Genomic DNA, 24,696 nt, shown 5'->3' with positions numbered 1-24,696 from the left:
AAGGGTTTCTCTCAAAGTATTTAGCAAATCGTCGCTGGCGCGTTATTTAGCTTTATCCGCCCTAAACTTGAGCAACATAGCCTCTACTTGAAGTTTGCTTTCCTTCCACGTCAGCCATTTTATTTTTGAAGAATCTGGCATCGGTCGGCCTAACTTTTTAGACTCCATCCATTGTGAAATGCAATCTGCCAATACCTGAGCATCTATACCGCGAAAATAGGTAACATGCTCGCCGGCAATCTCACGAAAAACAGGAAGGTCTCTTGCGATGATTGGCAACCCATGCTGGGCAGCTTCGATGAGCGGCAGGCCAAAGCCCTCTCCCTTGGAGCTGAATATTAGGCCGTTTGCCGTATTATAGATGTCAGTCAAATATTCATCGCTTATCCCCTTCAACCAGAACAGCTTGGCTCCCCTCATGGGGTGGGAATCGAGTCGCTCGATGAGAGCATCGACGTTCCAGCCTGCCTGTCCCACCAAAACCAGGTTTGCGTCTACGCCGCGCTGCCAGAGCACCTCAAAGGCAGCAAGGGTCTGATCGTGCCCCTTGCGTGGTTCTATCGTGCCCACCGACAAAAAAGTCGGTCGCTCACGCAGCCGCGCGAGAACACTTTCGGCATCCTCAGGATAGCCTCGCGTCGGGATGGAGCCTTCCACGTCGGCCCCCAAGTGGAACCAACCAACCTCCGGTCGTGGGCATCCTTCGGGCAAGTGCTGCGCGAGCCACCGCTGCATGTCGTCAGCCACCGCCGCAGAGATGCAGAGCAGTCCATCATTCTGGGCGATAGCGGTCAGCCAATCCTGATGCAACTCGCCAATGAAGTCGCGGAACACTTCAGGCATGGTGATGGGCAGCAGGTCGTAAACGACGAAGACGACCTTTACGCCAGCATTGCGCATGGCCAGGTGCTCTTCTTGCTGGCGCATCACGACGTGATGCTGCAGGTCCAGACCGAAGAAGACATCGCCGGCCCCGTAATCAATGGCGGTATCTTCGCTGGAATCCAGAGATACGAATTCCGCAAGACTTTCCTTCACGAAGGCATTGGCATGTCGATAGCCACGACTATCCATGGTCGCATATACAGGCTTGACCTCGTACCCCACGGGTGGTGCGACGAGCAACTCTTTGAGAATGCTACGGACGACTCGCTGGATACCGCTTTTCGAGTCGACGTGGACGAGTTGCGAGATATCCACGAACAACTTTCTGCTCGACCGCGATTGGAAGTTTCTGGCCATGGCGACGGCACAGGCCTTGAGGTCGTCATAGGTAGGCACACCAGTCTCGATGGCAACAACCCGTTCCCGCAGCAGGGACAACCGAGACTCCGGCGCCAGCTGCAACGACGTTTCCGCAAGAGTAGCCAATTGCTCAAGCGCATGGATGCAGCGATTGGCAGTAAGGTCCCAGGAAAAATGACCAGATTGCTCAAGACCGCGGCGGATCAATTCTTGACGGAAAATTTCGTCGTCCAGGACGCGCTCTATCATCTCAGCCATACCCGTCACGTCCAGCGGATCGAACAGACTATCTGGGTTGCCGATAACCTCAGGAATACTAGACCTGTTGGAGCCTATGACGGGCGCACCGCAGCTCATGGCCTCGAGCGCCGGCAATCCGAAACCCTCATGCCAAGAGGGAAACACGAACACCTTACATAAGGTGTAAAGTCCTATCAGCTCATGATCGGTGATGTAGCCAGTGAAAATGAGTTCGTGCTCGGCGATGCCAACCCGGGCAGCATGAGCCTTGAATGCGGCGATGCTCTGCTCAGGCATCTTGCCAGCGAGTACCAATTGGTGCGCAGCTCTGGACGGTGCCGACAGGCGAGCATAGGCCTCGATTAGACGCTCAAGGTTCTTGCGAGCATCGGCTCCTCCGGTATAAAGGGCAAAGTCCTTCTGGATGGAGAACTTCTCCAACAGCAACGCCCGGCGCTCAGGCTCTAAAACCTGAGGGGCGAATTGCGGATCGGCAGCGGTGGAAATGTTGAATAGGCGCTCCTGCGGCAACCCGATGATCTCTCGTCCCTCACGGCAGGAAGACTCGGAAATACCGAGCCATCCGGTTGCGGCCTGCAGCTGTTCGATCTTGTCCAGATAGAAGCTCTTGAATACCGGGTGGGGATCCAGGTACTGCTCGGGATTCATGAGCGGAATCAGATCATACAGGATGACTGCGGTAGGACAGCCGGCCTGAAAGCGATCGAGGCTAACGATGGCATTGTCCGCCGTACCTTCGAAAAGACTGCAGATCAGCACGACATCCGGCTCTAGGGTAGCAATGAACGCTTCCCTGAGCAGTTCCGCAGCTGCACGTCGCCACTCGTTCCCAGGTAGGCAGACTGCGGTAGGTTGAGTACCGTACCAAACCTGAATGGCTGAAGCAGGTAGCAAGTCCTGGAACTGCTGCCGGATAGGAAGGATGGTGTCTGCAAACTGTCCGTTGAGCAGCAGGATGAGTTCATGCTCTCCACGGTTCCGGGCGATTCCCTGGGCAAGGGAAAGGCAATAGCGCCCGATGCCCCGGTAGCGGCTCTCGGTCTGGGCGCCCTGCAGATCGAGTACGATGCGCATCAGTTGCTCTCCTTTGGAGGCTTGTTTTCCAGCGCCGACTTGAGGAACTGGTAGTGCTCGCGCGCAGCTACGCTCATCTCTGAAAGATCGGGCTCCAATCCCTGGATATAGTGGTGGGGATCGTGGGGTGGCTGAGAGGCGCGCTGAACCTCATGTAGGAGGTTGTCCCGGGTGGCCATAGCAGCAAGGCGTGCATAAAGTCCCGGGAAACGCCGCAGCAGCGCCGAGGCGCGCTGGCGCTGCCCAGGGCGGACCAGCACCTGACGCATCAATCGCATCAACCAAGGACGAAGGGTCTTCTTGGCCGCCAGCCTCAGACCTCCCGGCCGTTGACGAAGGCGCAGTACCCGGTGCCGAGCCTCGCGTAGCGGTCGGGTCAGTCGCCAAGACTGGCTGGTGATCAGCCGCTGATAACGGGCCTGCGCGTCCAACTGCTCGGACCTGTAGCGGGCCAGCTCAGCACTTAGCTGGCGAATGCTTCCAGCGATGTCTCGGTCGGGAGATACCAGCGTCGGAAAGCATTCGCTTAAGATTTGGCGCAGGCCTAGTAATTCTTTATCACTCTGCTCCAATTGCGCGAGTTTGAGACCGGATTCCGCCAGCTGTGCTTCAGCACTCTCCAGTCTATGCCTGAGCGTTTCCTGGCCCAGTAAGGACTTCTGGTGCTCTAGCTCGGCCTTCAAATACTCGTTTTCCAAAGCAACGATCTTGATACTCACATCCACATTGCGTTGCTCGGCTTCAGCCAGAGCTTGGGCAAGCTCTTTTCCCTGCTGGGCAAGTTCTTCGCCCCGACGGGCCAACTCGTGGCACCTGTGCGACAGCTCGCCAACTTGCTCCATCACGCTCAAGTGACCGATTGGCAAGTAGTCATCGAAGACATTGGGAGGGGCGTCGAAGTGGCACCCCAGCTCCGCGCGCTCATCCGCCAGATAAAAGCGATTCAAACCATCGAAATAAACGAACGTGTAACCTTGATTCGTGACGAGATCTTCCCATTCCTCGTGATTCCGCCGCTGCGATAGGGGCTCGGTCGACTCGACCAGGATGATCCAAGGACGAAGTCGCGTGAGGTCGAGGCCAAGCAGGACCTCACGTTCCGCACCCTCGACATCGATCTTGAGGAAATGCACCTCGTCGATTTCCCAGAGGCTGCAAAGGTGCCCTAGGGTATCGACCTGCACTTGCGTCACGCGATGATCGAAGCCCTTTTCTCCATGCCGATCGGCTACGAGCTTGCTGGATGTAGACAGGCCACTGTCAGCCACCTCGTAGAGAGTCATAACACCCTCACGGGAGCCGGCGGCGACTTGCAAATTGATATCGCGCGGACGTGCCTCACGTAAGCGGTCATGCCACTGTTGCACGGGCTCGACATTGAGGCCATGCCAGCCACGATCGTAGAACGCCTTGGTCACGGAGTGCTCGACCGGATCGTTGGCCCCCACATCTATGTAGAAACCCTTTTCCAGATGTCCGAGCGCGCGCCAAAGAATGACGTCTTCCCGGTTCTGTGCGAATGAAATGAAAGTCATGCCTTGGAAATCTCGATATCCGGATTGAGCCAGTTGCAGCCAGCGAAATAAATCTTGTCGAAGTTAGATACGGTGAATACCAAGGCCAGATCACGCCACTCGTAGTTCGCCGTCAGATGGGTTTCCTTGTCCACCAGCGCCGTCTGCACGGAATAGCTTCCCGGCCCCAGATTTGCCTTGAAGATGATATCGAAAGTGTAGAGATCCCCTGCGCGGGGCTGCTCGATCGACTGTTGGGTGTACCAGGTATTGGTCCCGTGCATGACTTGGCCGAGACGATCCTTGATGCCATAGCCCAGAACCAGACTGTCCAGATCTCGGTAGACTTTCACCTTGATCCGTAGACGCGCGGGCTCCCCAACATTCAGATGTTCAACTGCCTGGCCTGCTTCGTTATAGAGCGCGATATGCTCAACACGTGCTTCGCCGGTACCAGAGCTGACCTGTACCTTGCCATCTTCGAGCGTCTTGAGCTGTACCGTCGAGTTTTCCTTTTCGGCGATCAGGGCATTGTAGAAATCCATGACCTCTTCCGGGGCGCCATCCTTAATAATGCCCCCCCGCTCCAGCAGGATCGCACGATCACAAAGCGCCTGGATCGAGTCACGGTCGTGGGAAACGATCAGCAGGGTCGTACCCTGCTGCTGGAATTCTCGGATCTTGGCGAAGCTCTTATGTTGGAAATAGCTATCGCCGACCGACAGGGCCTCGTCGACAATAAGAATTTCCGGACGAAACGCAGTAGCCACGGCGAAGGCAACTCGCATCTGCATACCGCTGGAATAGGTGCGAACAGGTTCGTCGAAATAGTCACCTACCTCCGCGAAGGCCTCGATGTTACCCATTTCGCGCTGGACTTGCTCGCCACCGAATCCCATGAGGCCTGCAGCATGCATCACGTTCTGCCGACCGGTGAGTTCGGGGTTGAACCCCATGCCCAGCTCCAAAATGGCAGAGATCCGACCATTGAGCTGGATGCTACCTTCGGTAGGCTGAAGCGTTCCGGTAATCATCTTGAGCAGAGTGCTCTTGCCTGCCCCGTTTTGTCCGACGATGCCGATCGCTTGGCCAGGCTCTACGGTAAAGCTGATGTTGCGCAGCACCCACTTTTCTTCGAGTACTCCACCTTTGAAGCCAAACCAGCGAGCAAAGCGAAACCATTCGGATGCATAGGTCCGATAGGACTTTCCGAGTCCCGATATTTTAAGCAGGCTCATAGTGCATCCACCATCTCTGGACTGGCTCGCCGAAAGACAAACAGGCCAATTAACAACAGCAGACTGGCCACGCAGACCACGGTTAGCAATGCCAGGGAATCGGGCGCGCTATTGAAGACCAGTACTTGGTGATAAGCCTCGATGACGGGTACCAATGGATTCCAGCTCAGATAGGGGCGCAACGTTTCAGGAATGATGCTGGCGGGATAAACAATGGGAGTGAACCAGAATAGCAGTTGCAGAATGATGGGCACGACCTGGCCCACATCCCGTACGAAGACATTTAATACTCCCAGTAGCAAACCGACCCCAGTGGCAAGGGCAATGACAACGAGTGTAAGGGGTAACAACCAAAAGACATTCCATCCCGGATAATGCCCCATCAACAGGAAGACTACCAAGGCTGAAACAAGCAACAGAATATTGTTTAGAGTTGCACTCCCGACGACGATAACCGGCAGAGCTATCTTCGGAAATCTCATTTTCTTCATCAAGTTGCCTTGATCGATGAAGAGAGTCAGACAGCGCCCTACAATTTCTGAAAATAACGTCCAGCCAAGCGTTCCAGCGATTAGATAGATCGCGTAGGCATACTTGTTCTGAATACCAGGCAGCTTGGCCGAGAGAACGTTCGACAGAATGATGGCATAGATAGCAACCTGGACTAGCGGATTGATAATCATCCACAGGCCACCCAATTTGCTACGAGAAAAGCGAGTCAGGAATTCATTTCGGATAGAAGAAAGGATGAATTCCCGATAAGCGATGACGCTCCTGAACATGCCAAGCATCAATTACCATCCAAATTAGGTTCTGAGTGATGGGAAAACGCATCGTCGCGCCGAGTGATCACTCGCGGCCATCCAGACGTAATGGCTGCGGTCGGCGGCGTGGAGGGAGATAGAGCAGAATGACTGCCATAGGTTCTACCGAACGCTGATCCGACCACCCCCTGATGGTCAGATAGCGGCTCGCGATGCCGACGGTACCCCGCCATGAAGCCGCTGAGGCGGAGGCAGTGAGGTGCAGTTGAAGTGAACATGAGCTCCCTGAAATGCGGATAGGCCTCTGTACAGTCCGGTAGCCTGCATCTAGAGGCTCGGTGGCACCTAAATAACGCGGCGCGTGATGTTAACCCATAGCGTTGGCACTGACCTCCTAAGGGATCGCGCTTTGCGTATTTTCCCCTACGGATTGGCTAGACGTAGCACACGCAGTGGCTTCGGCCTTGCCTGCTCCTACTGCGGTAAGGAGCCGTGGAGTAGCCCATCGTCCATTCGTCGAGCAAGGCTCAAGAAAGCTTCGGTACCAGCAGATATCTCGCTGGTCAGCCCATCACTCCGGTATCTCGCGCCGCAGACTTGCGTGTCGACGCTCGATTCCAGACGTGGCCATGACATTCCAGAATTGACATGGCAGCCCCCACCGATGATTTATTCGAAGCTCTTGTGCAGTACCCTGGCCATCATCTGCATGACCAGCGCCCTATGCGCCAAGGTCAAGGCCGAACAGGTCTCGCTGGTCGGCCTCAACCTTTCCGGCGCTGGGTTTGCCTCCCAGGTGCTGCCCGGGATAAATGGCACGAACTACATCTTTCCCGTGGAAGCGCACTTCAGCCAATGGAGCGGCCGGGGAGTGAAACTGATCCGCTTTCCCATTCTATGGGAGCGTCTGCAGCCAACACTGGGTAGCTCGTTCGATCCGACCTATGCGGCACTTATTGACCGTACGTTCGGTTACGCCAATAAGTACGGTATGAAGGTCGTCTTGGACCTCCACAATTACATGCGCTATCGCGGTGTGGTGATTGGCACTGGCAATGTCTCCTATGCCGCCTACCAGGACGTCATGGCACGTATTGCGCAGCGCTGGAGTGCTCAGCCTTCGCTTTATGCCTACGACATCATGAACGAACCTCACGACGCCGTGGCTCAGTGGTCTGTAGCCGCCCAGTACGGCATCAACGGCGTTCGCTCAGTCGATTCGACCCGGCCGATCATGATCGAAGGCAATGGTTGGGCGGAAGCTACCCGTTGGCCACAGTGGAACGACTCCCTGCTTGCCTTGAAGGATCCAGCCAACAATCTGATCTTCCAGGCACACACCTACTTCGATGGCGAGGGAGGCGGTGGTAACTACGCGGTGACCAGTGCCAGTGCCTATCCGGACGACTACGGTGTCCAGCGGGTGAAGCCTTTCGTCGACTGGCTAAAGAAGAACGGCAAACGCGGTATGATCGGTGAATTCGGGATCCCGGACAGCGATCCTCGTTGGAATGTGATCATGGGCCGGATGCTGGCCTACCTGAAACAGAATTGCATACCAGCGACCTATTGGGCTGCCGGCCCAGGCTGGGCCAATTACAATCTTTCCGTTGAGCCTATCAATGGCGTGGATCGGCCTCAATGGGCCACCCTGAAGGCCTATCTGGATGATTCAAGTTGCACGAGGATCGGCCCTCTGACTGGGACTAATGAAACGGCCACAGCGCTAGCTAGTGCAAATTATGTTGATACCGTTGCTGGGCTATATCGTGACTACTTAGGCCGAGAGGCCGAACAGGCTGGCCTCGTGTATTGGTCAACGCAATTGGCTAATGGTGGCATGACTCTAGCAAGCGTCATCAACGCAATAATGGGTAGCGCTGAATATCAGAACCGCTCAGCTGTCGAAAAGCTATACCAGACCTATCTGGGTCGTACTGCCGATAGTGCTGGCTTAAATTATTGGTCAGGCCAACTGAACAGTGGCGCCATGACGACCAATGCCGTCGCAGCAGCCTTAATAGGAAGCTCCGAATATCAAGGTAACCTCCAGGCAACAGTTAATCAGCTCTACGTCTCCTATCTAGGACGCAATGCCGATCAGCCGGGCCTAACCGGTTGGGTCCAGCAAATATCCAGCGGAGCAATGACGACTGCAGCCGTGAAGGCAGCTATTGCTGGCAGTGCGGAGGGTGTTGCTCATGCCCAGTCGGCGATCCAGCAGTTGTATCGAACCTATTTGGGCCGTGATGCCGATAGTGGCGGCATGAACACTTGGATGTCTCAGGTCACCAGCGGCTCCATGACGCTGGATGATGTGGTGACAGCTATTAAAGGCAGCGCCGAATATCGTAACCGACAATCCTGACCGAGCCTGCTTAGGCAGCCCCTGCCCCACCCCGCCGATCGATCTTCCGATTCAGGATGATTGACGTCTGCATCTGCTTGACCCCTTCGAGGTTGCCGATGCGGTCGAGCAGGTCGTCGAGCTTTTCGTGGGTGGTGCAGCGCAGGAAGACCAGGTAGTCGAACTGGCCGCTGACGGAGGAGACTTCCTCCACCTCGATCATCTTTTCCAGCGCGCGGATGACGCCGACGGTGCTGCGCGGCAGGACGCTGATGGCGCAGTAGACGCGGACGGTGGCCTGTTCTAATTCGGAGCCCAGGCACTGGATGATGCCGTCGCGCTCAAGCCGCGCCAAGCAGGTCACCACGGTGGTGCGCCACGCCCAGCTGGTGGGCCAGGGTGACGTAGGAGATGCGGGCGTTCTGTCGCAGCATGTGGATGAGCTGCCAGTCGGTCGGATCGAGTCTTGTGAACATCGTGGCTGCCTGACAGGGGCGGGCGGGGGCTTCGCTCAAGCCGGCAATGTCGCCTCCATTAGCTCTTTCGGCGTCGTGTTGGTTGGACAGTCTGCGCAGTCTATGGACACTCACTAACTAACCTAAAGGGCCACATCTTCTGCGTTGACAGTAATGGCCGAGGCAGAAGGTGAGGCTCTATCAGCACCCAAACCCTATGCGTTGGATGAACAAGGCGGGAAGAAGGTCTGGCCACAGTAGACGCGGCGGAAACGGGGGCGCAATCCGTGGCAACTATTTGCAGTCGCTGGGCCTAAACGTTAGATTTTACGGGTCACGGTCAATCCCGTGGCCGGGTGTAGCAACCTGACAAACCAAGGCGCGGCAGCGTCATAGCTCACAGCCAATGCTTAGCATCTGGTTGTGCGCGTTCTATGGCGGGCCGTGCGGGGCAGGCTTCGGCCTGGCCGGTTCCCTTGGTTCCCGGTTTGCTACCCCCGTACGGTCCGCCTCCATACCGCGTAGCAACGGTGGTGGCGGCTCCTTAACCGAACCAAGGAGCAGCATGAACATGCATCGTCTTCCTTTTAAGCTCGCGCCCCTCCCCAACCTTAGCTCGTTGCGTTGTACCTCCATGGTGGAGGTGAACAATGGCTGAGATGAAAGGCGCGGTCCTTCCCTTCCCCGCCAACCTAGCCTCGTTGCGACAACCCGAACTCACCCGGGAGTCACCAGAGGCAGACGCGGATATACGGGCTTCAATGCTCAGCGACCTGTTGGATCGCCTAGCCAACGATCAGGGCAACGCGGATAGCCCAACAGACCTACGTCAGCGAATTTCGGCCTATATGGCTCGAGATCTACTCGATGAAATGGTGACGCTCTATCGCAGAGCGCTATCAGAGGCACGTCACCCCTAGGTGAGGAGACAGCTGAGCGTCGCTCGTGTGGCGCTCAGCTGTCCATGAGGTTATGACGACTAGAAAAGCCTATGGGCTTTGGCGAGGGATTTCTCTAAGGCAGCTACCACCGCTTTTTCATCAGCGTAGGCTGCAAATCTGTAGTCGAGACGCGACCTGGTCATGGATACTCCGCAGCCAGGTCACTTGGCTTCGTGACTTAAGCTTCTTTCTACCCTTCCTTAAGCCAGCGCTCGAACGTCGCGTCCTGTGCTCCATCCATCTGTGGAGCGTAGTAAACCAGCCGTAGATGGCGGTCCACATCGACAGTGAGCGTCGTGTGTTCGAACACCACCTTGCCTATCCCGTCCAATTGGAAGTACCGGATGCCTTGGCAGGGCCCATGGATATCCTGGCGATTCCACCAGTCACAAAATTCCGGCGCTACCCGCTCCAGGTCCTTTACCAGTCCCACGATGTCTGCGTCCTGGGTTCCCTGAACAAAATCGCGCCGAAAGCTCGAAAAGATCTGGACTGCCTGGCCCTCCCACGGATCGAGAAGCTGGCGTAACCGCTTGGACGTAAACAGCATCCAAAGCAAATTACGTCGCTCAGGGGTCTGCTCCGAAAAGCCAAACAGTCGGTCGGCCGCGTCATTCCAAGCCAACACATCCCAGCGCAGGTTCAAGACGTAGGACGGGCGGGCATTCAGATCCTCTATCAACCGGATAATCAGGGGCGGAACCACGCACCACGTCCTGCCGGGCTCACACGGTGGCCGCTGTTGGGCGAGTAGATAGAGATGACGACGCTCCGTGGCATCGAGCTTGAGTGCACGGGATAGATTGTCCAGAAAAGTCGAGGACACGCTGATTTCTCGGCCTTGTTCGAGCCAGGTGTACCAACTGAGACCCACTCGTGCCAGCGTCGCTACCTCTTCACGCCGTAACCCAGGTGTCCGTCGTCGACCACCGGACGGCAACCCAACCTCTTCAGGCGTCAGCCGCTCCCGGCGGCTTCTTAGAAACTCTGCAAGCTCAATCCGAGAACGTTCGAAAGACCGCGCCGCCGACATGCAATTACTCCCAGTAATAGTATAAGCAACCAAATTGTAACAGGCTCAAAAGGGTGCGAAGAATAGCGCGTCCTGGCGCCGAGTGCCTTACGTCAGGGCTGCCGCGCGAGGAGAAATAGACGCGCTTGCTATTACTGCCTAGGAGTCACACCGATGTACAACACACTCTTGCATCAGAAGCTGGAAGCCCTGAAACAAGCCAACCAGTACCGCACCTTTACGACCTTGGACCGCTTATGTGGTCGTTACCCTTTGGCTCGCTTGGCCGACGACTCGCAATCAGCGGTCGTAATGTGGTGCAGCAATGACTACCTCGGAATGTCCCAGCATTCCGAGGTACGTAACGCCATGCACGAGGCCTTGGACACCTACGGTGCAGGTTCGGGGGGGTCCCGCAACATTGGGGGCTCCCATGCGTTGTACGGACAATTAGAGCAAAGCTTGGCCGACTGGCACGGCAAGGAAGCGGCGCTAGTGTTCCCTACCGGCTTCGGGTCTAACGAAGCCACTTTGCAGTGTCTGCTGCGAGAGCTGCCCGATTGCGTGGTGATCAGTGATGAGCGTAACCATGCTTCGATCATCAACGGTATCCGCTCAACTTCGAATGAGCGCCACATCTTCCGGCACAACGATCTCGAGCACTTGGAGCAACTGCTACAAACCTACTCTTCTGACCGACCCAAGATCATTGTCTTCGAGTCGATTTACTCCATGGACGGCGATGTCGCACCCGTTAAAGAAATTGTTGCGCTGGCCAAGCGATACAACGCTCTAACCTACCTCGACGAGGTACATGCGGTAGGCATGTACGGGCCTCAGGGCGCCGGTGTTGCGGCTGAACTAGGCGTTGCGGAGCAGGTAGACATTATTCAAGGCACTATGGCCAAAGCCATCGGTGTAATCGGTGGCTACATCACCGCAAACTCCGTCATCATTGATGCTGTACGTTCCTTTGCAACGGGCTTCATCTTCACCACGTCGCTGCCGCCCGCGGTAACGGCAGGCTGCATCAAGAGTATCGAACACCTCAAGGACAGTGACGCAGAACGGCAGCGACTGCACGCGCATACCGCCAAGCTGCGCGGCAAGCTTCTGGAACAAGACATCCCCGTCATGCCCTGCTCACGCACCCACATCTTGCCGGTACTAATCGGCGATGCCGAGCGTTGCAAAGCGGCTGCAGGACGCCTATTGCAAACCCATCACATCTATCTCCAGCCGATCAATTTTCCTTCGGTCGCCGTAGGCACGGAACGCTTCCGCGTTAACGCAACGCCCAACCATAGCGATGAGCAGATCGAGCAACTGGCCCTTGCCCTACGGGAAACCTTCGAGCACTTCGCCATTCCTTTTGCCTCCCAGCGGGTTGGTGCGGAGGTTGCGTGATGAGCATCTCCTACGACATCCGTCGTGCTACGCCTGACGACATCCCTGCGCTCATCGAGCTCAGAGCCCATCTACTCGATGCCGGCGGAGCGCCTTACGCCAGCCGTACACCCACAGACACTGAGCGTTGGCGCAGGGCCTACCCGCTTTGGCTGGCCACCTGTCTTGAAGGGTCAGATCGGGTACTCATCCTGTGCGCTGAGCATAAGTACACCCAAGCCATACTCGGCTGCGCCACAGGCATCATTGATGACCGTGCCCCGGCTCCCGACTGTCTTAATGGCCGATCGGGTTGGGTTCAATCGGTTGCCGTAGCGCCTGAGCTACGCCGCTGCGGTATCGCAAAGGCACTCATGCAGCGGCTTCTAGACTGGTTCAGGACGCGCCAAGTGAACTCGGTCGCTCTACAAACTACGCCTGCTGCTACCTCGCTCTACCAGAGGCTCGGATTCGCCTCGACTGGCGAAGCCCTATTGGTACGTGCGGAGGGCCGGCCATGAACGTCCTGATCATCGGTCTGGGCTATGCCGGTCACCGTTTTTGGCGTGCCTTTGAACACCTGTGCGTCAGTACTGGCATGCCCTTGCGCTTGGCGTATGTTGATCGGAAACCCAAGGCATCAGAACTGCCATTCTTTCCTACGGTGGCGTCCGCGCTTCATCACTTCGAGCCCGACATCGTCGTGGTCAGCGTCAACGATGAAAGTCATGCACGAATCTTGACGGAGCTAAGCGGATATCGTGGCTTCGTGCTGTGCGAGAAACCACTCGTTACTCCCGCTGACGACCTGACACTTGTTGCCGAGCAGCTAAGTCAGGTAAGTGGTTTTGCCTTGGACTTGGTAGAACGGTACTCACCCGCCACAGAATCTCTGCGTCGGCAGATCAGCGCACAGGGTTGGTCGCTGGTGAGGGCCAGCTTTCACTGGGGTAAGGACCGGCTCAATGACTACCGCCCTACCTGCGGTGTCACCAGTGAAGTCATCCATGCGCTGGATTTGGTGTCGTGGATCTGTTCCTCCGCTGATCCTTTGCAGATTCACGATGTGATCGGAGTACGTTCGGACTTCTCGATTTCCGGACATTCCGTGCTGGATACCGTCTCTCTCACCGGAACGTTGGGCCAGGCCACACTCGCAGGCTATGCCAGCTTCGTGAACATTGTGCGTCAGCGCACGGTGGACTTCAGCTTCATCGATCAAGAACAGCGAGTCATTCAGACGCGCCTGGTCTTCGATACGCCGTCCTGGGATCAGGATTATCTGCGAATTTGGACGCGCAATGATCAAGGGCGGGAGCAACTGATCGATGAACAGTGTTTTAGCCCTGCCCAACCCGGACTCGAAACCCTACACAAGCTGAGTCGCCTCTGCCGCCACGTAGTGCGATGGGTATCCCTTCGCGAGATGCCCTCACAGCCCTTTGCCGACCTGCAAACGGCTATCGCTCTACAGCACCAGCTTAACCTGATTGAGTCCTCAGCCCGCTGCCCTGCTCCGGCCTGCTATGTCCCTTACGGGAACCGCAGCCTGCTGCCGGAAACGAGTGACTTGGAAACTCTGGGCTGATTTCAAAGGAGACCGCCAATGTGTGGCATTACTGGCTGGCTGTCTTTCAGCCAAGATCTTAACTTCCAGCGTTCTACCTTGGAGCGCATGACCGCAACGATGACGCGACGAGGACCTGACGCGGGCGGCCTGTGGATTGATGGACCAATTGGATTCGGACATCGACGCCTCTCCATCATTGACCTCGAAGGCGGTCGCCAGCCAATGACGGCGGCCTTCGGCTGCGACCCTGAGGCGGTAGCCATCACCTACAGTGGCGAGGTCTATAACTTCCAGGACCTCCGGCGTGATCTGCAAGTACTCGGACATCAGTTCGAGACTCGCAGCGACACCGAGGTAGTCCTGCACGCCTATCTGGAGTGGGGCTATGACTTCGTCGAACGACTCAATGGCATGTACGCCTTCGCGATCTGGAACAGACGCAAGCAAGAACTGCTACTGGTCCGTGACCGGATGGGGGTCAAGCCGCTTTATTACTTTCCAACTGCCGATGGCGTGATTTTTGGCTCCGAGCCCAAAGCCTTGCTGGCGAACCCTCTGGTACCTCGCAAGATTCAAGCAGACGGTCTGCGTGAAATCCTTGAGATGGTGAAAACCCCAGGGCAGGCCATCTTTGCTGGCATGCGCGAAGTGCTACCCGGCGAATGGATCAGGATTGCCCGCAGTGGTCTGCAACGGCAGCGTTACTGGAAGCTTGAAGCACGGGAGCACGAGCACTCGTTGGACCAGACCATTGGCCACACGCGTGATCTACTCGAAGACATAGTTGAGCGTCAGGTCGTTTCGGATGTGCCCTTGTGTAGTCTGCTTTCAGGCGGACTCGACTCTTCTATCATCACAGCGCTGGCATCGCGCAAGCTACTTGCAGCGGGAAAAGAGAACATCCGTTCTTTCTCGTTGGATTTCGCTGATCATGGCCAGGGCTTCGCAAGCGATGCTGTTCGAGGCACGGCCGATGCACCCTTCGTGACGGACTTGGTGCAGCAGATCCAGTCCCACCATGGCGAGGTCGTCCTCGACAGTCGGGAACTTGCCGATCCGCAACTGCGAGCTCAGGTTATCCGAGCGTTGGACCTACCCCCCGCCTTTTGGGGCGATATGTGGCCGTCGCTTTACCGACTCTTTGAAGAGGTCCGACGGCATTCTACTGTCGCCTTGTCCGGAGAAAGCGCAGACGAAGTGTTCGGCGGCTACCGCTGGTTCCACGATCCAGTTGCCATCCAAGCGCGCACTTTTCCCTGGTTGACTTCCGTGACGGAAAAATATTTCGACGGCAAGACGTTGTTCGATCCAGGACTATTAAAACATCTGGATATGCACAGCTTCCTGCAGGACAGCTATTCGCAGGCTATTGCTGAAGCGCCCGGCTTGCCGGGTGAGGCCGCCGGTGATCGCCGGATGCGGGAGATGAGCTACGTTAACCTGACCCGTTTTGTACAGACGCTACTAGATCGCAAGGACCGGATGAGTATGGCGGTTGGACTGGAAGTAAGGGTGCCGTTCTGTGACCACCGCTTGGTCGAATATGCATTCAACATCCCCTGGCAGATGAAGGCCTTCGACGGTAGAGAAAAGAGCATTCTGCGCGCGGCGACACGCGACCTTCTGCCAGCGTCTATCGTCGAGCGCGTGAAGAGCCCCTACCCCTCGACGCAAGATCCCGCTTACGAGCAGGGGCTACGCAGAGCCCTAGCCGCTATCCAGGATGACTCGAATGCGCCCGTCCGCCCCTTCCTCGACTTCACCCGTGTAGAGGCAGCGTTAGAAAGGCCCCTTGGCGCCCACTCGCCTATGTATGACCGCATGGGTATGGAACTCGCGGTCGGGCTTGATACTTGGTTGCGCGAGTACGACGTCAGCGTCGAGCTTTTCTAGCTACTTGGGCGACCGCCGCGTCGCCCCTTCACTTCCTATTTACCGACTCACCTCCGTGAGGACTTTGTCATGCCTTCAAATCGTACTTCACCTACCTATCTCATCGCTCTGGGCGCTTTCGCCCTTGGGATGGCCTCCTATGTGACAGCAGGGCTCATCCCGCTCATCCAAAGCTCCCTCTCAGTGTCAGTAGCCATGGCGGCCCAACTGGTTACCGCCTTTACCCTTGCTTATGGCATCGGCTCGCCTGTGTTCGTCGCCCTTGTGCCGCCCAACCGGCAACGTGCTGGACTGTTACTCGCCCTACTGGTCTTCGTACTTGCGAACGCAGGAAGCGCCCTTTCTGATAGCTTTCTGACGCTTGTAGTTTGCCGCGCAATCGCCGGTATTGGTGCCGGTGTCTACCTCGCCATGGGCATTGCTGCCGCCGCATCGCTCTCTACTCCGGAGCGCCGCGGCAAAGGTATCGCCGTAATTTTGGGCGGCATGGCCAGCGGTGTGGTCCTTGGTGTACCGCTGAGTTTGCTATTGGCTGACCAATGGGGCTGGCAAGCAGCTCTATGGTTGATCACGCTCCTGGGCGCTGTGAGCTGGGCGGGCCTTTACCTGCGTCTGCCAGCGCTACCCAAGGCGACCGCCAGCTCCCTTGGCCAAAAACTCGCCATGCTCAGCGATGGCCGAGTCCTGACCATTTTGCTCGTGTCGTTGCTGGCGGCCGTATCCAGCCTCGGCATGTATACCTTCATCGCCCCTCTGCTGTCCGACCCTGCCTACGGTGGTATCCACTCTGTCACGCCCTACCTCTGGGTATGGGGTATCGGCGGTGTACTAGGAAGTTTCTTAATTGGCCCCCTGGTTGATCGCGTTCGTGGTGCGGTGCTGACCCTAGGGATCATGGTCGTTCTGGCACTGTCTCTGCTTTTTCTTCCTCAAACCGCGCAGTGGAATCAGTGGCTTGTCATGCTACCCATTGCCGCTTGGGGCGCGGTCGGCTGGGCCCTGCAGGTACCGCAGAACAACGAGCTGATCCAGGCGCGCCAACACCATGGTGATGGCAACCTTGCCGTGGCCTTGAATGAATCAGCCTTGTACTTGGGGAGCGCTCTTGGTGCGGCTGCAGGCGGGTTCGTTCTACTGCTCGAACAACCGGTCGGTAATCTGGCGCTCTACGCTGCCGGCGTAGCCGCACTTGGCGCCTTTGCCCAACTGCTCCTACTACGCCAGAAAGGCACGGCATCCAATCACACCTATCTCGACTCTAAACACTGACTGAAGGAAAGGCTGTGGAACTGCGCCACTTACGCTGTTTCATTGCCGCGGCAAAAGAACGTCATGTTGCCCGGGCAGCGGCACGACTGCATATCGAGCAGTCGGTTTAGGGAGAGCGCCAGAAGCGATTTAACCCTGGTATCTCCTGTTGGTCGTGCGCTATGAGGGCGTTTCCACCGACGGTGGCACCGTTTGCAGGCGCCACGGAGACCGGACCTATTCACTCCAACTCAATTGACCTTACGTCTGCCATGCACACGTATCCTCATAAAGCCGCCGGCTCTGACGAGCCGATCAAACCTGACTCACTTGACCCGCTGGCCCGAACAGTTTCCGGCGATGCCGAATCCCATGCCTCCCGACAGGGCGTTCCTGCCAAGGCTCACCAAGATAGCCCGGTAGAAGATTCTCGCCTGGAGCCCGAAACGTACAAGGCAGGAACGGCCTACGAGTCACTCCGGATTGTCACCCTCGACGAACTGCGTCCCTTTGATCATAACCCCCGTACGGTAAGGAATCCGGCCTATGACGAGATCAAGGCCTCGATCCGCGAGCGTGGTCTGGACAGCGTACCTGTCATCACGCGGCGTACTGGCGAGTCTCACTACATCATCTACAGCGGGGGTAATACGCGCCTGTCGATCCTGCGCGAGCTCTATGCCGAAACTGGCGAAGAGCGCTTTTTCCGGCTGACTTGCCGGTATCGTCCGTGGACTGAGCGTGGCGAGCTGGAGGCACTGACGGGCCACCTGGCCGAAAACGAGCTCCGTGGCGGCCTGACGTTCATCGAACGCGCTAAGGCCATCCAACGGGCGCAAGCGCTTTACGAACAAGAAGCCGGACGCACCCTCTCCCAATCCGAACTCTCGCGGCGCCTCAACGCGGATGGCTACCCCGTTCGCCAATCCCACATCAGTCGTATGCAGGAAGCGTTGCGCTATCTGCTACCGGCCATACCCACCGTGCTGTACGCCGGCCTTGGACGGCATCAAGTGGAACGCCTTGCGATTCTAAGACGGGCGTGCGAACGCACCTGGCAGCGTCTGGCAAACCACCGCGAGCGCCACACCTTTGCCGAATTGTTCCAACACGTATTGGCGCAGTTTGATTCCACGGGCGAGCACTTTTGCCCACGACGCGTACAGGACGAGCTGATCGCACAAATGGCAGCAGCGCTCGGGATGCATTACGAGGCGCTGGCACTGGACATCGATCAACAGGAAATGCGCCAACGTGCGCTCTCGCAAACGCCACCGCGCACTTCGCATGTGCCGGGACAGACACCCAATGAGACTGATTCGGGTACCACCCCACGGCTCATGGCCATTCAGCAATTGATTGCCCGCCATACCGGTGAGCCCTTCGCGCAGGCGGGAAACAAGTCCCACATGGCTCAACCTTCTCTGGGCAGGGATAAATCCAGCGGCCATGCGACGCCCCCTGAATCTGTGCGCACCCAACCTGAGCACCTGCGGGAGCAGATTGCACACCTTGCGCAGCAGCTGGCTCGAGACGCAGGTGTCGAGCCCTACGTGAGCGACCAGACAAGTCACCTGGGCTTCTCCTGTACGTGGCCGACCGATGCTCATGCCCTGCAGCCCGCCGCGCGTACCGTGTTGCTTCTGCTGCACGCGCTCAACGGCACCGCTCAGACGCTACCCCAGGCCGACCGTGCAGCCCTTGCCGATGGACTCGGCGCGCTCTTGCAGGGTCAGGCGGGCAAGATCGCTCCGCTAAGTGGATCTTCGCTCTCACTGCTATTCCGGCTCATCCGCCACACCCGTCGCCTCAACCGCCTAAAGGCCGGTTCTTTCTCTTGATCCTGTGCAATGTTCCGAGAACCTCTGTCATGTCGACCAGCCACCCTCTGAACCAAGCCGTCCTGACCCAAGCCCTGCACCACTTACATCACGGCGAGCTTCGCCGCTGCCAAGCGATGGGATTTGACGAGGAGGAGCTCGCCGCTCTGAAGCAGCCAGACCTGGTCAGCCTTCTGGTGAATGCGCCAGTCTCATGGTGCACGGTGTCGATCAATCGCGACGTGATCAAACGTCTGCTTGGACAATCTGCCGATGTGAGTCAGGAAATCGCGCAGATTGATCGCATGCTGCGCCTGGGCAGTAGCAGCGAGATGGTCAGTCACCGCTTCGGGCTCACCCACCAAGAGGTTGCCTTACGCCGCAAGGTGCTGGGCTTACCCAAGCGCAAAGGCCGTTATCCCGCACTGGACGATGCGCAGGACGCTGCACTTTGGCGGCAATGGAAAACCGAGGTAGCGCAGCGAGGGCTATCAACCGACGACGAGACCGCCATGCTTGAGCTGGCCATGGAGCTCGCTGAGGCGCATGAAGTACCGCTGGCCCTTCTCTGGTCGTCGGTTCGTCGCTGGACCGGCCAACAGGGAGCGTAGGCATGGCCCACGAGGCGTTGCGGCGCGCGAGTCCCGCGCCCCTGACAGCTGTCTTCAATGACGTCCTGCGCACCCTCAAACCATCCCCAAAGGCGGACGGCACGCCCCAGGATGGTTTCCTCTACAGCGGTAACCGCCACGACAGCCTGCCGCGCGCGCTCCTGCTTGATCGGCGCCTGACGCCGCTAGAGCGCAACGCCTGGCAGGTTTTGCACGTGCTGCTGGATCGCAGCGGCCTGACAGCCTTTCCGACCTACGAGCGGCTCCGTCCGTATTTAGCGGTCATGCCTTGCGCCGCGCAAGCGTCCAATGAAACCGTCGCCCGCGCTCTGGCCCTCCTCCGACTGACGCGCTGGCTGAGCCTCGTCAGGCGACAACGTGATCCTCACACCGGCCGTATCCAGGGCAACCTCTATGTCCTGCACGATGAGCCTCTCACGCCGTTCGAAGCAATCCAGCTGGATCCGGACTATCTGAAGCTGGTGAGCCAAGCACTGAGCCACGCGGCGAAGGCAGTGCAGGTGGTCGCGCGACAGGTGCTAAAGGAGGTAACTGAAGATCCGCAGGTCAACCAGCGGAGCCTTCCCACTCGCCTGCAGATTGTTGCTCAACGTCTCGCTCAGCAGGGCTGGACGGACAAAAGCGTACTGGCGGTAACGGACCGTGAAATCCCGAAATCCGAAGACAGTACGCCCGCACCGTCTTCGGATTCCGAAGCAGGTGCAATCCCTAATTCTGACGACGCCCTTCGGAATCCGAAGGCAGACCGTACTGTACGTAAAGTAGATAAAGAATTAGTACGTACGAAGATGACCTTGTCTAACGACCTCGTACTCCCCCCACGCTTTCTTGCTCTTGACCGTGAGCAACAGTCCGGCGCCCTGGCGGCCCTCAAGCCCGTGGAGCCTGCACAGCGACAGGCGATTCTTGATGAATGGGCGGCCCGCTGCGAACGCTCAACGGTTCGCAATCCAGCGGGCTATCTGTTCGGCATCATCCAGAAAGCTTTGCGTGGCGAATTCAACCGCGCTGCAGCGTCCACCCCAACCCCACCACCGCTGCCGCCTGAGCCGACCCCGATCGTTCCTGCCGAAGCGCCACCCGCGCGTGCGGCGTGCCAGACGTCGCGAAATCCTGAGGTAGGCCGGGCTCACTTAGATCAACTGCGATCAGCGTTGCGTCTTCCTCCCCGGGACGCTATCCCCAGGGGATAGCTCGGGGCAGGATCATTTGGAAACGTTCTCAGCACGGCAGTACGCTTCCAGAGAAGCTATCCCCAGGGGATAGATTAGGCAGGTTTAACGGGCGCAACATTGTTCAGCACCGCCGCGTTCACTCCTGAAAGCTATCCCGGGGGATAGTTTGGAATTGGCTCACAGGGCGCAGCTTTGCTCAGCACTGCTGTGTTCTCTATGGAAAGCTATCCCCCGAGGATAGCCTGAGACAATGCTGCTCAGTCTGGAGCAGGCGCCGAAGGTATCTATCCCCAGGCGATAGTGCGGGTAAGGCTCATCTGAGACAACGTTGGTCACCTCGGCGTCGTCCTTCAGGCCATCCTACGTAAAGAGATTCAGACGCTGTTGAGCCTTCTTTGTGACATCGCATCGCCATATGGCTCATTGATGGTCACTCCTATGAGATGGCTTTGCTGGCCCGAAGCTGATCAATGGAGGCGCGAAGGCGCTTGGCGTTAGCCGACGATCCCAGGAGGTATATGGTTTCGCGCATACCGTTGTAATCGTCCAAAGAAATCATCACAACAGGTTCGCCACGCTGACGCGTGATTACAGCAGGCTCGTGGTTTCGGCAAACCTCGTCCATCGCCTGCTCAAGGTCGGCGTAAGCCTGGCTAAAGGTCAGTACACGCATTCTTCACTCCCGTCTCAAACGTCGCTTGAATTCGGTGCTAAAAGCCCTTCGGCCGGCTTAGAAGCATTACCGTAGGTCCTAAAACCGCAGCAGAGGTTTTTTTTGCAAGCAGAAATGCCTCTCGACATTGTACGCAGATCGAAGATTCTGGCTTGAGCTACCCATGAAATCCATGGAGCCGCAGATCGTTCATGCCGTCGATCTGAGGGCATGCGGACAAATTGTGTGGATCGATACAGCAGCCACACGTACTCGCTGGAACGTCGCAAGAATTACCGTACGACCTGCTCATAGCTATCCCCAGGGGATAGCTATCGCGTGGCACGCAACCAACCTGCTTAGCTAACGCCTAGCGAAAACGGGTAAAGCCCCAGTACGCCTTAATCGCAGCCTCAAGACGGCCCTGCATTGGAAAGTAGGGACTCGCCTTCTCGGGAGTCTTCCATGCGCGCACCCTACGCCACCGCTTGCCTTATCCCTGCCTGCACCGGGGCGGCCCTAGGCCTACTGCTCCAAAGCTGCACCCCGCTGCCATCCGACCCAGCAAGCGTGCTGTCCGACACCCCTCTTGCGCGCTCGCCCGCGCCCGTGTCGGAACAGGATCTTTTGGTTGTCCGCCAGGGACGCTACACCTTGGTCGAGCAAGGACCTGAACTCGCTCAACGCAACCTGATGCGCCAGGTTGTGGACATTTCCATCCCCGCCGGCGCCGACCGTACTGTGGGCGATGCCCTGCGCTATGTGCTGATCCGCTCCGGCTTTTCGCTGTGCGAGACGCAAGAGGCGGCTCAGCTCTATGCGCTGCCCTTGCCGGCCGCACACCTGCAGTTGGGGCCGCTGCCGCTGCGTGACGCCCTGCAGACCCTGGCAGGCCCTGCCTGGACGCTACAGGTTGATTCGCTCGCTCGGCGTGTGTGCTTTGCACCTGCGCCGACCTACCCAACCGAGGGCCGACCATCGTGAGGGTGCGAGCGTCCTTTTTGGCCATGCGTGCTGATCGCCTACAACGCCTGGGCGGCGCCGCCTGGTTACTCGCACTCAGCATCCTGATCGTGCATGACCACATGGGCCAATCGCGCCTGCGTCAGCAACTAGCTCAACACGATGACCAGCCGAACCTTCATGCGCTGCAGGCAGATATGGCCACCCTCACTGCCCGACTGGATGCCCTGCCAACGCCAGAGCGCCTGGTCAGCCTGACCGAGCTAAGCGCAGTACGCGAGGACCTTAAAGCCAGCCTGGCTGCCGTTGTCCAGCAACAAGAAAAGCATGCCCAGGCTGCGGACGTGCTGACCTTGCAACAACGCACTGACCGACTTGAGGCTCAGTTGCACGCCCTGAAGCACCAGGCAACGGCGCCTCGCGAGAAGCGCCAAACACCGGCACGACCTGCACCAAAGGCCAAGGCGTCCAAACCGCCCTTTCAGCTACTCGGTGCAGAGCAACGTGGCGGCCACACCTTTCTGTCCCTGTTACCAGTTCACCAGGAAGGGCTCAACGCCGTCACGCTGCTCCGCGTGGGTGAGTCCTTGGGCCAATGGCAGCTCACCGGCTTGACCCAGGACACCGCGACATTTCGGGTGGATGGCCTGGTGCGGCGTCTGCCGCTGCCTGGAGGAGACACGCGATGACACAACGGTTACCTGCTACCGCGTTGCTTAGCCTGATCCTCAGCTCTCTTCAGGCTGTTCAGGCATCTCCTGCGCCCGCCTCCCACGACCAGACGCATTGGAGCGATACCCAACACAGCCGACTCATCCTGAGCGAGGACGCACAGGCCCAGGCCTGGGGTCTGCAGGCCAATGAATGGGCCCGCTATCGCGAGCTGATGCAGGGACCGCTGGGTATCTACGCGCCGCACCTGGACCCGTTAACCGCCTTGGGTATCGAGGCGCGCAGTGACGAAGAGCGTACGCGCTATGCGGAGTTGCAGGTCAGAGCTGAGGCCCGACGCGTCGAGAAACTGCTGACCTATCAGCGCGCCTACGACGCTGCCTGGCAGCGCCTTGCGCCTGACTTGCAGCGGGTCACGCTCGAGGATGACAAGGTGGCCGAGGAAGCGCGCCTTTCCGTATTCGTCAAAGCGGACTGCCCGCCCTGCCTTGAACGTGTTCGGCAGATGCAGGCACAGGGTCGGGCCTTCGACCTGTACCTGGTGGATAGCAAAGGCGATGACGCACGACTACGGCGTTGGGCGCGTCAGGCTCGCCTGGATCCCACGCGCGTTCAGCAGCGGACCATTACCCTTAACCATGACAATGGCCGCTTTCAGTCGCTAGGCCTTACCGGCGAATTGCCCTTCGTCGCACAGCGGGTGAATGGACAATGGCAGCGCCAGTAGCCACGCCAGCAAGGCGTCATCAAGCAGTCGCTGGCCTGGGGTTTTTGTTGTTGGCTTTGGCCAGTGTCGCCGCCTGGGCGCAACCTCAGCTGCCGCCACCGGCCTATCAGCTTGCGGCCCAGCATGCCGGCGTTCCCTCTCTGGTTCTGTATGCCATAGCACTGCAGGAAAGCGGCCGACGCTGGCAAGGACGATCAGTGCCATGGCCCTGGACCCTGAACGTGGCTGGCGAGGCCAAGCGGTTTGCCAATCGCCATACGGCGTGCAGCGGCCTGGTGAAGGCCATGGACAGCACCCCAGACCGCAAAATCGACGTGGGTCTCGGCCAGATCAACCTGGGTTACCACCGCCATCGCGTCACCCATCCGTGTGACTTGGTAGACCCCTATCAAAACCTTGCGATTGCCGCTGCGATCCTCGTCGAGCAGCGCGCAGCCGCGCCTGACTGGCCAGCCGCCATCGGCCGCTATCACCGCCCGGCCGGCGGCGCACTTGCCGCACGCTATCAGCGCCTCGTCCAGGCGCATCTGGATCGCCTACAGGGTCAGGTAGCCAGTGGACTGCAGGTGGGAGAGCTGCCGTGAGACCTGGGTTCGGAAGACGCTCGCTGTTCGTACTCGGTACGGGATGGCTATCCCTGCAGGCAATGGCGGACCCACTCATCGTGGTGGGTCACGAGGGAGGTGTTTCCACCCGGCCGTACTTCGAGCCGTTCAAACGAACAGCTCCACCACGCACGGCCACTGTGACCCTATTTCCTGCCGATGCTTACGAGGCTGAGACCGCAATGCTACCGGTGCGGTCGCAAAGACTGACTCCAGGCGAAGCTTCGACACGAGCGCTCCAAGCACCTGGGCTTAGCCCCCTGTTTCTCATCGGTGATGATGAGTACTCACGTCATTGGCTGAGCCAGAAGCAGCGGCAGCTGAAGGACCAGCAGGCTATTGGCCTGGTGGTAAATATCGACACTGCCGCGGCCTTGGCCGAACTTCGGCGCCTGGCCCCCGACCTCACTCTCATTCCAACCTCGGGGGATGACCTCGCCCAACGCCTGGGGCTGCACCACTACCCTGTGCTGCTCCTGCCAATTGCGGATGACAGGTAGCG

At 58.2% G+C, this 24,696-nt stretch carries 22 protein-coding genes and 1 pseudogene; 15 read left to right on the top strand and 8 right to left on the bottom strand.

The genetic code is table 11. The features are described 5' to 3' along the window. Positions 1–42: 42 nt before the first annotated feature. Genes RCF34_RS14220 through RCF34_RS14205 form a run of 4 tightly spaced genes read right to left on the bottom strand, consistent with a single transcriptional unit; the run spans position 43 to position 6,123 of the window. Positions 43–2,580 (bottom strand): glycosyltransferase family 1 protein, encoded by a 2,538-nt coding sequence (locus RCF34_RS14220; protein WP_308708743.1) that lies wholly within the window; start codon positions 2,578–2,580, stop codon positions 43–45. Further along, on the bottom strand, positions 2,580–4,115 hold the full coding sequence (locus tag RCF34_RS14215) for an FkbM family methyltransferase (RefSeq protein WP_308708742.1): 1,536 nt from the start codon (positions 4,113–4,115) through the stop codon (positions 2,580–2,582). The genes RCF34_RS14220 and RCF34_RS14215 overlap by 1 nt, the downstream gene beginning before the upstream one ends. Further along, a complete protein-coding gene (locus tag RCF34_RS14210; RefSeq protein WP_308708741.1) occupies positions 4,112–5,332 on the bottom strand; it encodes an ABC transporter ATP-binding protein in 1,221 nt (406 codons plus the stop codon). Before RCF34_RS14210 ends, RCF34_RS14215 begins: the two co-directional genes overlap by 4 nt. Continuing rightward, positions 5,329–6,123 carry an ABC transporter permease gene (locus RCF34_RS14205; RefSeq protein ID WP_308708740.1) on the bottom strand — a complete coding sequence of 265 codons (795 nt, stop codon included), beginning with the start codon at positions 6,121–6,123 and terminating at the stop codon, positions 5,329–5,331. Before RCF34_RS14205 ends, RCF34_RS14210 begins: the two co-directional genes overlap by 4 nt. 682 nt (positions 6,124–6,805) lie before the next feature. Between RCF34_RS14205 and RCF34_RS14200 the strand changes: the two genes are divergently transcribed. Further along, positions 6,806–8,464: a DUF4214 domain-containing protein gene (locus RCF34_RS14200; RefSeq protein ID WP_374941197.1), complete on the top strand. Its 1,659-nt coding sequence runs from the start codon at positions 6,806–6,808 to the stop codon at positions 8,462–8,464. A 10-nt stretch (positions 8,465–8,474) separates the two neighbouring features. Here the strand turns inward: RCF34_RS14200 and RCF34_RS14195 are convergent, their stop codons facing one another. From RCF34_RS14195 to RCF34_RS14185, 3 genes are all read right to left on the bottom strand, one after another. Further along, positions 8,475–8,798: an Lrp/AsnC ligand binding domain-containing protein gene (locus RCF34_RS14195; protein WP_308708738.1), complete on the bottom strand. Its 324-nt coding sequence runs from the start codon at positions 8,796–8,798 to the stop codon at positions 8,475–8,477. Further along, entirely contained in the window at positions 8,785–8,919 is a 135-nt protein-coding gene (locus RCF34_RS14190) for an Lrp/AsnC family transcriptional regulator (RefSeq protein ID WP_308708736.1), read from the bottom strand. Before RCF34_RS14190 ends, RCF34_RS14195 begins: the two co-directional genes overlap by 14 nt. Positions 8,920–10,029: 1,110 nt before the next feature. Next, positions 10,030–10,872: a helix-turn-helix transcriptional regulator gene (locus tag RCF34_RS14185; protein ID WP_308708735.1), complete on the bottom strand. Its 843-nt coding sequence runs from the start codon at positions 10,870–10,872 to the stop codon at positions 10,030–10,032. Between the two features lie 153 nt (positions 10,873–11,025). On the opposite strand from RCF34_RS14185, the gene hemA reads away from it, so the two are divergent. The 9 genes and pseudogenes from hemA (at position 11,026) to RCF34_RS14140 (ending at position 20,593) form a co-directional block, all read left to right on the top strand. Continuing rightward, the gene (gene hemA, locus RCF34_RS14180; RefSeq protein ID WP_308708734.1) at positions 11,026–12,258 is read left to right on the top strand and encodes a 5-aminolevulinate synthase; all 1,233 of its coding nucleotides are present in this window, start codon (positions 11,026–11,028) and stop codon (positions 12,256–12,258) included. Beyond that, a complete protein-coding gene (locus RCF34_RS14175; protein ID WP_308708733.1) occupies positions 12,258–12,758 on the top strand; it encodes a GNAT family N-acetyltransferase in 501 nt (166 codons plus the stop codon). Before hemA ends, RCF34_RS14175 begins: the two co-directional genes overlap by 1 nt. Further along, the gene (locus tag RCF34_RS14170; RefSeq protein WP_308708732.1) at positions 12,755–13,825 is read left to right on the top strand and encodes a Gfo/Idh/MocA family oxidoreductase; all 1,071 of its coding nucleotides are present in this window, start codon (positions 12,755–12,757) and stop codon (positions 13,823–13,825) included. Before RCF34_RS14175 ends, RCF34_RS14170 begins: the two co-directional genes overlap by 4 nt. Positions 13,826–13,843: 18 nt before the next feature. Continuing rightward, a complete protein-coding gene (asnB, locus tag RCF34_RS14165) occupies positions 13,844–15,700 on the top strand; it encodes an asparagine synthase (glutamine-hydrolyzing) (RefSeq protein ID WP_308708731.1) in 1,857 nt (618 codons plus the stop codon). A gap of 69 nt (positions 15,701–15,769) precedes the next feature. Next, positions 15,770–16,969, top strand: a complete 1,200-nt coding sequence (locus RCF34_RS14160) for an MFS transporter (protein WP_077171168.1) — start codon at positions 15,770–15,772, stop codon at positions 16,967–16,969. Positions 16,970–16,983: 14 nt separating this feature from the next. Continuing rightward, positions 16,984–17,073 (top strand): annotated as a pseudogene (locus RCF34_RS14155) (LysR family transcriptional regulator); the annotation flags it as partial. Positions 17,074–17,220: 147 nt separating this feature from the next. Beyond that, a complete protein-coding gene (locus tag RCF34_RS14150; RefSeq protein ID WP_308708730.1) occupies positions 17,221–18,789 on the top strand; it encodes a ParB family protein in 1,569 nt (522 codons plus the stop codon). A 29-nt stretch (positions 18,790–18,818) separates the two neighbouring features. Next, positions 18,819–19,379 carry a DUF2857 domain-containing protein gene (locus RCF34_RS14145; protein WP_308708729.1) on the top strand — a complete coding sequence of 187 codons (561 nt, stop codon included), beginning with the start codon at positions 18,819–18,821 and terminating at the stop codon, positions 19,377–19,379. 2 nt (positions 19,380–19,381) lie between these two features. After that, complete coding sequence (locus RCF34_RS14140; protein ID WP_308708728.1) at positions 19,382–20,593, top strand: STY4528 family pathogenicity island replication protein; 1,212 nt, start codon at positions 19,382–19,384, stop codon at positions 20,591–20,593. 418 nt (positions 20,594–21,011) lie between these two features. Here RCF34_RS14140 and RCF34_RS14135 read toward each other — a convergent pair whose 3' ends face one another. Then, on the bottom strand, positions 21,012–21,248 hold the full coding sequence (locus RCF34_RS14135; RefSeq protein WP_308708727.1) for a type II toxin-antitoxin system Phd/YefM family antitoxin: 237 nt from the start codon (positions 21,246–21,248) through the stop codon (positions 21,012–21,014). A gap of 444 nt (positions 21,249–21,692) precedes the next feature. Between RCF34_RS14135 and RCF34_RS14130 the strand changes: the two genes are divergently transcribed. From RCF34_RS14130 to RCF34_RS14110, 5 genes are all read left to right on the top strand, one after another. Further along, positions 21,693–22,211, top strand: a complete 519-nt coding sequence (locus tag RCF34_RS14130) for a PilL N-terminal domain-containing protein (protein WP_308708726.1) — start codon at positions 21,693–21,695, stop codon at positions 22,209–22,211. Positions 22,212–22,234: 23 nt separating this feature from the next. Beyond that, a complete protein-coding gene (locus RCF34_RS14125) occupies positions 22,235–22,879 on the top strand; it encodes a hypothetical protein (protein WP_308708725.1) in 645 nt (214 codons plus the stop codon). After that, on the top strand, positions 22,876–23,589 hold the full coding sequence (locus RCF34_RS14120) for a TIGR03759 family integrating conjugative element protein (protein ID WP_308708724.1): 714 nt from the start codon (positions 22,876–22,878) through the stop codon (positions 23,587–23,589). The genes RCF34_RS14125 and RCF34_RS14120 overlap by 4 nt, the downstream gene beginning before the upstream one ends. Continuing rightward, positions 23,574–24,173, top strand: coding sequence for a transglycosylase SLT domain-containing protein (locus RCF34_RS14115; protein WP_308708723.1), 600 nt, complete (start codon positions 23,574–23,576; stop codon positions 24,171–24,173). The genes RCF34_RS14120 and RCF34_RS14115 overlap by 16 nt, the downstream gene beginning before the upstream one ends. A gap of 62 nt (positions 24,174–24,235) precedes the next feature. After that, positions 24,236–24,694: an integrating conjugative element protein gene (locus RCF34_RS14110; RefSeq protein ID WP_308708722.1), complete on the top strand. Its 459-nt coding sequence runs from the start codon at positions 24,236–24,238 to the stop codon at positions 24,692–24,694. The last annotated feature ends 2 nt before the right edge of the window (positions 24,695–24,696 follow it).

It is taken from the genome of Pseudomonas sp. 102515 (assembly GCF_031085165.1).
GTDB lineage: Bacteria > Pseudomonadota > Gammaproteobacteria > Pseudomonadales > Pseudomonadaceae > Chryseomonas.
Note: the sequence above shows the minus strand (reverse complement) of the source record. Positions and strands in the feature narration are given on the sequence as shown.

Coding starts and splice junctions, on each gene's coding strand:
- RCF34_RS14185 (WP_308708735.1), bottom strand. CDS start 10,872: ATGTCGGCGGCGCGGTCTTTCGAACGTTCTCGGATTGAGCTTGCAGAG.
- RCF34_RS14215 (WP_308708742.1), bottom strand. CDS start 4,115: ATGACTTTCATTTCATTCGCACAGAACCGGGAAGACGTCATTCTTTGG.
- asnB (WP_308708731.1), top strand. CDS start 13,844: ATGTGTGGCATTACTGGCTGGCTGTCTTTCAGCCAAGATCTTAACTTC.
- hemA (WP_308708734.1), top strand. CDS start 11,026: ATGTACAACACACTCTTGCATCAGAAGCTGGAAGCCCTGAAACAAGCC.
- RCF34_RS14210 (WP_308708741.1), bottom strand. CDS start 5,332: ATGAGCCTGCTTAAAATATCGGGACTCGGAAAGTCCTATCGGACCTAT.
- RCF34_RS14175 (WP_308708733.1), top strand. CDS start 12,258: ATGAGCATCTCCTACGACATCCGTCGTGCTACGCCTGACGACATCCCT.
- RCF34_RS14115 (WP_308708723.1), top strand. CDS start 23,574: ATGGCAGCGCCAGTAGCCACGCCAGCAAGGCGTCATCAAGCAGTCGCT.
- RCF34_RS14220 (WP_308708743.1), bottom strand. CDS start 2,580: ATGCGCATCGTACTCGATCTGCAGGGCGCCCAGACCGAGAGCCGCTAC.
- RCF34_RS14125 (WP_308708725.1), top strand. CDS start 22,235: ATGCGTGCTGATCGCCTACAACGCCTGGGCGGCGCCGCCTGGTTACTC.
- RCF34_RS14110 (WP_308708722.1), top strand. CDS start 24,236: ATGGCGGACCCACTCATCGTGGTGGGTCACGAGGGAGGTGTTTCCACC.
- RCF34_RS14120 (WP_308708724.1), top strand. CDS start 22,876: ATGACACAACGGTTACCTGCTACCGCGTTGCTTAGCCTGATCCTCAGC.
- RCF34_RS14130 (WP_308708726.1), top strand. CDS start 21,693: ATGCGCGCACCCTACGCCACCGCTTGCCTTATCCCTGCCTGCACCGGG.
- RCF34_RS14140 (WP_308708728.1), top strand. CDS start 19,382: ATGGCCCACGAGGCGTTGCGGCGCGCGAGTCCCGCGCCCCTGACAGCT.
- RCF34_RS14145 (WP_308708729.1), top strand. CDS start 18,819: ATGTCGACCAGCCACCCTCTGAACCAAGCCGTCCTGACCCAAGCCCTG.
- RCF34_RS14160 (WP_077171168.1), top strand. CDS start 15,770: ATGCCTTCAAATCGTACTTCACCTACCTATCTCATCGCTCTGGGCGCT.
- RCF34_RS14135 (WP_308708727.1), bottom strand. CDS start 21,248: ATGCGTGTACTGACCTTTAGCCAGGCTTACGCCGACCTTGAGCAGGCG.
- RCF34_RS14205 (WP_308708740.1), bottom strand. CDS start 6,123: ATGCTTGGCATGTTCAGGAGCGTCATCGCTTATCGGGAATTCATCCTT.
- RCF34_RS14170 (WP_308708732.1), top strand. CDS start 12,755: ATGAACGTCCTGATCATCGGTCTGGGCTATGCCGGTCACCGTTTTTGG.
- RCF34_RS14200 (WP_374941197.1), top strand. CDS start 6,806: ATGACCAGCGCCCTATGCGCCAAGGTCAAGGCCGAACAGGTCTCGCTG.
- RCF34_RS14150 (WP_308708730.1), top strand. CDS start 17,221: ATGCACACGTATCCTCATAAAGCCGCCGGCTCTGACGAGCCGATCAAA.
- RCF34_RS14190 (WP_308708736.1), bottom strand. CDS start 8,919: ATGTTCACAAGACTCGATCCGACCGACTGGCAGCTCATCCACATGCTG.